We start from the raw sequence: 7663 nt of genomic DNA, 5'->3' as shown, positions 1-7663 counted from the left end.
CAGTGACGGTCTGCGAGCCCACGTTGCCGGCCTTGTCATAGGCCTTCACCACGTAGGTGTACGTGCCGTTCTGCGCCGCGCCGGAGAACGTGCGCGTGTAGCTGGTGCTGGTGGCGACCACGACGCCATTCTCCAAGAGCTCCACCTTGTCCACGCCGACGTTGTCCGTGGCGGTGGCGGTGAGGGTGAGCGAGCCCGGCGCGGTGATGCTCGTGGCGCTCGCGCTGAGCGTGGCGGTGGGCGGAATCGTGTCGCCATCGCCCGGGATGGCGACGCTCACAGTGACGGTCTGCGAGCCCACGTTGCCGGCCTTGTCATAGGCCTTCACCACGTAGGTGTACGTGCCGTTCTGCGCCGCGCCGGAGAACGTGCGCGTGTAGCTGGTGCTGGTGGCGACCACGACGCCGTTCTCCAAGAGCTCCACCTTGTCCACGCCGACGTTGTCCGTGGCGGTGGCGGTGAGGGTGAGCGAGCCCGCCGCGGTGATGCGCGTGACGCTGGCGCTCAGCGTGACGGTGGGGGCCGTGGTGTCTCCCCCGCCCGAAGGCCCCAGGTCCAACCAGAGGGAGGCCACCGCGGGAGGCGTCCAGTCCGGCTGCGACGTATGGGGCTGGCGGCATTGATACAGCCGGCCGCCGTACGTGACTTGCGTCCCCGTCGTGTACGCCACACCCGCCGCCCACTCCGCGACGAGCGGGGCGCGCATCACGCTGCCCGCGCCCTCGTCCTGGGATGTGAATCCACTCTGGCCACAGCCCGTCACGGACAGGGCCGACACCATCAAACCGATGAACCACTTGCTGCGACGCATGCTTGCTCTCCTCGCTGCGGTGGATGCGAGCCGGAGCGCGGATCGCCGAGCGGCGATCGGTTCCCGGGCTCGCATCCCTGGAGAGGTGCGCCCGCATTTTTCCGGGTCAATTCGTTGCGCTCGCGAGGTCCTCCGCGCGGTGTTCTCTGCCGGCCACCCACGTGGCCGCGATGGTGAGATCCGCGCGCAGCAAGGTGAGGTCCGCGCGATGTCCCGCCGCGATGCGCCCGCGCTCCTGCTCCATTCCGAGCGCGCGCGCGGGATACAGCGAGGCCATGCGGAGCGCTTCATCGAGCGGCACGCCCAGCCACTCGACGGCGTTGCGCACGGCGTGCGCGAGGTCGATGTCCGCGCCCGCCAGCGTCCCGTCCTCCGTCACGAGCCGCCCGTCGCGGCGCAGGATGGTGCGCCCGCACAGCGTGAACGAGGTCGCGGCGGTGCCCACCGGCGACATGGCGTCCGTCACGAGCACGACCTTGCCCTTAGGCTTCACCTTCAGCAGCAGGCGCAGGTTCGCGGGGTGCACGTGAAAGCCATCCGCGATGACACTGCACCACGCCTCATCTGAATCCAGGCCCGCGAGCACGGGGCCGGGTTGCCGATTCCCGATGGGCGGCATGGCGTTGAACAGGTGCGTGAAGCCGCGCACCCCGGCGCGGACGGCCTGGTGCGCACGCTCATGGCTGGCGGCGGTGTGTCCCGCGGCCAACACCGCGCCTGCGGCGAAGAGGCGCGCGATGGCCGAGTCCGGCACGCGCTCGGGGGCCAGCGTCATGAGCAGGCGCGCGCCCTGTCGCGCGAGCCGCTGCGCGAGCGAGCACAGCGAGGCGAGCGTGGCTTCATCCGGATCGCGGATGAAGCGGGTGTCATGCACGCCGGGGCGCTCCGGGCTGATGAAGGGCCCCTCCAGGTGCAGTCCGAGGACGCCGCTGCCCTCGCGCGCAAGGGCCGCTTCGATGGCCGCACAGGCCTGCGCGGTCCGCTCGGGCGCATCCGTGATGAACGTGGGGAGCAGGCCCGTGGCGCCTCCGCGCCGCATGGCCGCGGCGATGGCGATCGCGGCCTCCACGGTGGGGGTGTCGTTGAAGAGCACGCCCCCCGCGCCGTTCACTTGAAGGTCGATGAAGCCCGGGGCGAGCAGGTGGTCGCTGGGGAGCGCGTGACGCGCGATGTCCTGGGGCAGCGCATGCGCGGGCGTCACCGCGACGATGCGACCGGACTCGACCAGGACCGCGTGCCCGTCGAGCATGCGCTCTCCCGTGAATACGCGGGGGCCCAAGAGTGCCTGCGTCATCACACGGTCTCCGTCACTTTGCGCAAGTGGGCTGGCGCGTCGGGATCCAACCCGCGCGCCGAGGCGAGCCGATGGACCGCCATGTAGAAGCTCTGCACCTGACACAGCGGCGCGAGGACCGTGGGCACCTCCGCGACCGTGGGCAAAGGCAACGCGCCGGGAACAGGGAGCACCGAGCGGACCTCGGCGCCCAGCTCCAGCATGCGCTTCACCACCGCGCGCGTTCCCTCCGCGGAGCCGTCCTCCTGCCCCAGCGCGAGCACTGGGAACCCTGGCCGCACGAGCCCCAGCGGACCATGGAGCACCTCGGCCGAGCTGAAGGCCTCGGCGTGCAGGCGGCACGTCTCCTTGAGCTTGAGCGCCAGCTCCAGCGCGGCGCCCAACCCACTGCCACGGCCGACGACGTACAGGCTGCGCGCGTCCGTGAGGCCGCTCAGGGCCGGCCACCAGTCGAGCGCGCGCGCGGCCTCCAGCGCCTCGGGGAGCGCGGCCACTGCCTCGCGGAGCGACGCATCCGCGGACCAGTGCGCCACCAGCCGAAGGAAGGCGAGCCCCGAGAGCAGATACGACTTGGTGGCCGCGATGCTCCGCTCCGGTCCCGCGCACAACGGGAGCGCGAGGTCGCAGCGTGAGGTGAGCGGCGCGGTGGGCTCGTTGACGAAGCCCACCACGAAGGCGCCGCCCGCGCGCGCGGCCTCGGTCATGCGCAGCAAGTCCGGACTGCGCCCGGACTGTGAGACGGCGATGAACAGCGAGTCGCGCAGGTCCAGCGCATGCGCGCCGTAGATGGACGCGATGCTGGGGCCCACCGACGCGACCGCGCGTCCCATCACCGTCTCGATGAGGTACTTGCCGTACACGGTCGCGTGGTCCGAGCTGCCGCGCGCGCACGTGACGACGAAGCGGGGCGGGTGACGCCGCAGTCGCTCGCCCAGCTCCGCGAAGGCCTCCTCGCAGTGCTGGAGCTGGAGCCGCGCGACCTCCGCGCTCTGCGCCGCCTCGCGCGCCATGACGGGCAGGGGATGGGAGGCAATCATCGGTGGGGCTCCTGGGGGTTCGGGCCTCCGGTCATGTTCAGCTCGACGACGAAGTCGTATGCGTCCCCTCGGTACTGAGAGCGCACCAGCTCCAGAGGAGTGCCGTCCTCCAGCAGCGTGCGTCGCTCGATGGACAGGGCCGCCGTGCCCTCGCGCACGCCCAGATGTCCGGCCTGCTCGGCGGTGAGCTGCACCGCGGACAGTCGCTGGAGCGCGCGGAACGGCGTGTGGCCTCGGGCGCGCAGCACCCCGTACAGCGAGCCCTCCACCGTGCGCGGATCCGGCAGGAAGCGCGTGGGCACCACGGCCAGCTCCAGCGCCATGGGGGTGTCATTCGCCGTGCGCAGCCGGTGCAGGCGGCTCACCGTCGCGCCCGGACTCAGGCCCAGCGACAGCGTCTCCTCCGGCGTGGCGACCGCCACCAGGCGCTGGAGCCACACCGAGCCCGCCGACAGTCCGCGCGAGGCCATGTCATCCGAGAAGCTGGTCAGCGTGGACAGGCGCTGCTCCACATAGGGCACGCGGTTGACGAACGTGCCAGCGCCCTGACGCTGCTGGAGCAGTCCCTCTGTCTGCAGTTCGCGCAGCGCCTTGCGCACCGTCACGCGCGACACGCCGAAGGTCTCCACCAACTCGCGCTCGCCCGGCAATGCGTCCAGGTGGCCCAGGTGCCCGCCCACGATGAGGCCCCGCAGGTGCCGCGCGAGCTGGAGATAGAGCGGCATGGGAAGCGCGCTCGAGATCGCTCCCTTGTCGAACGGGGCGCCTCTGCGGGGATCCACCGACATGGCGTTGCTCCAGGTGTCGAACCAGTTGAATACCAATATAGCACCAGAGGTCTTCTCGGCCAATCCTGAAATTGCCGAGAAGTCGTCCGTGTACCTCGCGGAATTGACTGTGAGATTTCGTGCAATGGCGGTTCGTTGACGCAATGTGACTAGTTTGAATTGCGTGGTGGTCCTTGAAAACGCGTTTTTTGCTGGTATTGTCGTTGAGTCCAGTTTGATACCAGTTCGAACGGGGGGACACGGTCATGGTGGAGGACACGGAAGAGATGGCCCACCGCTTCCAGGGGTTGGATTCCTGGGGGACGGCGGACGTCCTGGAGTCGCTGTGGAGCGGGCAGTCCCGAGCGGTGGCGGCGTGCCTGGCCGTGCTGCCGGGGCTGAGCGCGGCGGTGGATGGCGCGGTGGAGCGGCTGGCTCGGACGGACGGGCGGCTGGTGTACGCCGGCGCGGGCTCGTCCGGGGTGTTGGCGGCATTGGACGCGCTGGAGCTGGGGCCCACGTTCGATTGGCCCACCGCGCGGACGGTGACGTTGTTCGCAGGGGGGTTGGACCTCACGCGCGGCTTCGATGCGGCGGCGGAGGATGACGCGGCCTCGGGCGCGGAGCGGGCGCGTGAGGCGCGGCTCGGACCGGGGGACGTGGTGGTGGGCGTCTCGGCCAGTGGCCACAGCGCCTTCACGGTGGGCGTGGTGTCCGAGGCGCGCGGTCGCGATGCGCTCACGGTGGCGGTGGCGTGTCGTCCGGACTCTCCATTGGGGCGCACGGCCGCGCATTCGCTCGTGGTCCCGACGGGCGCCGAGGTCATCGCGGGCTCGACGCGGCTGGGCGCGGGGACGGCGCAGAAGGTGGTGCTCAACCTCTTCTCCTCGGCGGTCATGGCGCGGCTGGGGCACGTGTTCGACAACCTGATGGTCGATGTGCGGCCCGAGAACGCGAAGCTGCGCCAGCGCTGCGTGGCGATGGTGGCCCGGCTGGCGAACGTGGACGGGGAGCGCGCGGCGGAGGCGCTCGCGCACCATGGCTCGGTCAAGCGGGCCGTGCTGCGGTTGGGCGGCTGGGATGATGGGCGCGTGGACGCGGCGTTGGCGCGAGCCGGCGGCAACCTGCGCCGCGCGATGACGTGGCTGCGGCAGGCGGGGGAGGGTGAGCGATGAGCCGCGCCTCCCTGGCTCGTGCGGATGTCGTGGCGGCCCGACTCCGGCTGGGCGCGCCTGTCTCGGGATGGGCCGCGCGCTTGGAAGAGGTGCCGGATCCGGCCTTCGCGCAGCGACTGATTGGCGACGGCGTGGCGGTGGACCCCACGTCCTCCGAGCTGCGTGCTCCATGTGACGGCGTCGTCGTGTCCGTCCACGCCTCGCGTCACGCGTGCACGCTGCGCGCGCCGACGGGCGCGGAGATCCTCCTGCACATCGGCATCGACACGGTGGCGCTGCGCGGAGAGGGCTTCACCTGCCACGTTCAGGTGGGCCAGCAGGTGCGCGCCGGCGCGCTGCTCATCACCTTCGACATGGACCTGCTCGCTCGCAAGGCGCGCAGCCTCCAGACCCTCATGGTGGTGGTCAACGCGGATGGCTACACCGTGTCGGACTGCGTGGAGGGGCGCTCGGTCCAGGCGGGCGAGCCGCTGCTCACCGTCACCGGGGACGCGGCGCGCGCGAGCGAGGCGCAGACGGATGCACACGTGCTGCGGGAGGTCCGCTTGCTGCTCGCGCACGGCCTGCACGCGCGTCCGGCCGCCGCGTTCGCGCTGCGCGCCCGGCAGCACCTGGGCGGCGTGGTGCTGACGTGCAAGGGCCGAACGGCCAACGGCAAGAGCGTGTCCGCGCTCATGGCCCTGGGCGCGGTGCACGGCGACCTCTTGTCCCTCCAGGTGGAAGGCGAGGGCGCGGAGCAGGTGGCGCGCGAGTTGGTGGAGTGGGTGGCCGAGGGGCTTGGCGAGGCGATTCATCTTCGGGCCGCGCCGGGCGTGGCCGTGTCGATGCCAGTGCCCGCCGCGCCCGTGGCCGTGCTGGATGCCTCCGAGGGCGAGCGACTCCTCTCCGGCACGCTCGCGTCGCCGGGCCTCGCGCTGGGGCGTGCCGTGCGCGTCACGGAGTTGACCTTCGAGGTGCCCGAGGCGGGCGCGGGCCTGGAGCACGAGTCGGCGCGCCTCGACGAGGCCCTCGCGCGCGTGCGCGCCGAGATTCAGGCCGCGAACGCCGCGGGGCCGGGGGCCGGCGCACGCGGTGACATCTTCCGCGCACACCTCGCGCTGCTCGAGGACCCGGAGCTGACCGAGGCCGCGGGTCGCGAGCTGGCCCAAGGCCGCAGCGCTCCCTGGGCCTGGCGCGCGGTGGTCGAGCGTCAGGCCGCGGCCCTCGTGGGATTGGAGGACGCGCGGCTGGCCGAGCGCGCCTCGGACCTGCGGGACCTGGCGCGGCGAGTCGTCGCGGAGTTGATGGGCCGCGCGCACTCGCGCGTGCCCGCCGAGCTTCCGCCCGATGCCATCCTCGTCGCGGATGAGCTGCTGCCTTCGGAGCTGGCGGCGCTCGATGCTCGGCGCATCGCGGGTTTGTGCATGGCGCGCGGTGGGCCCACGTCGCATGTGGCCATCCTGGCCGCGGGGATGGGCATTCCCGCGGTGGTGGCGATGGGGGCTTCTGCGCTGGGAATCCCGGACGGCGCGCCGCTCGTGCTCGAAGGTGACGCCGGGCAGGTGCGCGTCTTCCCGTCCGAGTCCACGCGTGAGGCGACGGCGCGGAGCCTCGCGGCGCGAGCGGAGCGCCGCAGCGCGCGGCTCGCGAATGCACACGAGGAGTGCCGCACCGCGGATGGCGTGCGCATCGAGGTGTTCGCCAACCTGGGGCGGCCCGCGGATGCCCTGTCTGCCTTTGACAAGGGCGCGGAGGGCTGTGGCCTCTTGCGCACCGAGTTCCTCTTCCTGGAGCGGGTCCACGCGCCCGACGAAGAGGAACAGACCGCGCGCTACCAAGAGATCGCCAACGCGCTGCACGGGCGCCCCTTGGTCATCCGCACGCTGGATGTCGGTGGGGACAAGCCGCTGGCCTATCTGCCGCTTCCGCGTGAAGAGAACCCCGTCCTCGGCCTGCGTGGGGTGCGCGTGTCCCTGCGCTCACCGGAGCTCTTGCGTGCCCAGGTGCGGGCCATCCTCCGCGTCCAGCCTCGAGGGGCCTGCCGCATCCTCGTTCCGATGGTGACCTCCGCCGACGAGCTGCGCGCCGTGCGAGCCGTGGTCGAGGCCGAGCGCGTGGCCCTGGGCCGAGTGGAGCCCATTGCCCTGGGCGCGATGGTGGAGGTGCCCGCCGCGGCCGTGCTCGCGGATCAGCTCGCGGCGGCGGCGGACTTCCTGTCCATTGGGACCAATGACCTCACGCAGTACGTGCTGGCCATGGACCGCGGCAACGCGGAGCTGGCTGCACGGTTGGACGGACTGCACCCCGGCGTGCTGCGGCTGGTGGCGAAGACGGTGGAAGGCGCCCGTGTGCATGGCCGGCCGGTGGCGGTGTGTGGCGGCGTCGCCTCGGAGCCGCTCGCCGCGCCGCTGCTCGTGGGCTTGGGCGTCACGGAGCTGTCCGCCACGCCCGCGGTCATCCCGGATGTGAAGGCGGCCCTCCGCACGCTCTCGCTCGCGCACTGCGAGCAGGTCGCGCGGGCGGCCTTGTCGCTGGAGAGCGCGGATGCCGTCCGCGCGCTGGTGAGGAGCACCTGGCCCGGCCTGTGAACGGCCGGCCCC

General features: G+C 71.9%; 6 protein-coding genes. 2 read left to right on the top strand and 4 right to left on the bottom strand.

Going from position 1 to position 7663, the window contains the following annotated elements:
* From KRR26_RS32405 to KRR26_RS32390, 4 genes are all read right to left on the bottom strand, one after another.
* Window positions 1-811 (bottom strand): Ig-like domain-containing protein (locus tag KRR26_RS32405; RefSeq protein WP_236069407.1); only part of this gene is annotated, 811 nt, incomplete at its 3' end.
* 106 nt (window positions 812-917) lie between these two features.
* Window positions 918-2105, bottom strand: a complete 1188-nt coding sequence (gene nagA, locus KRR26_RS32400) for an N-acetylglucosamine-6-phosphate deacetylase (RefSeq protein WP_217081703.1) — start codon at window positions 2103-2105, stop codon at window positions 918-920.
* Window positions 2105-3142 (bottom strand): SIS domain-containing protein, encoded by a 1038-nt coding sequence (locus tag KRR26_RS32395; RefSeq protein WP_217081702.1) that lies wholly within the window; start codon window positions 3140-3142, stop codon window positions 2105-2107. Before KRR26_RS32395 ends, nagA begins: the two co-directional genes overlap by 1 nt.
* Window positions 3139-3867, bottom strand: coding sequence for a GntR family transcriptional regulator (locus KRR26_RS32390; protein ID WP_233576707.1), 729 nt, complete (start codon window positions 3865-3867; stop codon window positions 3139-3141). The genes KRR26_RS32395 and KRR26_RS32390 overlap by 4 nt, the downstream gene beginning before the upstream one ends.
* A 308-nt stretch (window positions 3868-4175) precedes the next feature.
* Here KRR26_RS32390 and KRR26_RS32385 point away from each other — a divergent pair, with 308 nt between their 5' ends.
* Both KRR26_RS32385 and ptsP read left to right on the top strand, forming a co-directional pair.
* On the top strand, window positions 4176-5084 hold the full coding sequence (locus KRR26_RS32385) for an N-acetylmuramic acid 6-phosphate etherase (protein WP_217081701.1): 909 nt from the start codon (window positions 4176-4178) through the stop codon (window positions 5082-5084).
* Window positions 5081-7651, top strand: coding sequence for a phosphoenolpyruvate--protein phosphotransferase (ptsP, locus tag KRR26_RS32380; RefSeq protein ID WP_217081700.1), 2571 nt, complete (start codon window positions 5081-5083; stop codon window positions 7649-7651). Before KRR26_RS32385 ends, ptsP begins: the two co-directional genes overlap by 4 nt.
* The last annotated feature ends 12 nt before the right edge of the window (window positions 7652-7663 follow it).

Origin of the sequence: Citreicoccus inhibens (genome assembly GCF_019039035.1) — a bacterium.
Lineage (GTDB): Bacteria > Myxococcota > Myxococcia > Myxococcales > Myxococcaceae > Citreicoccus > Citreicoccus inhibens.
The sequence above is the reverse complement of the archived record's forward strand: the minus strand, read 5'-3'. Positions and strand labels throughout refer to the sequence as shown.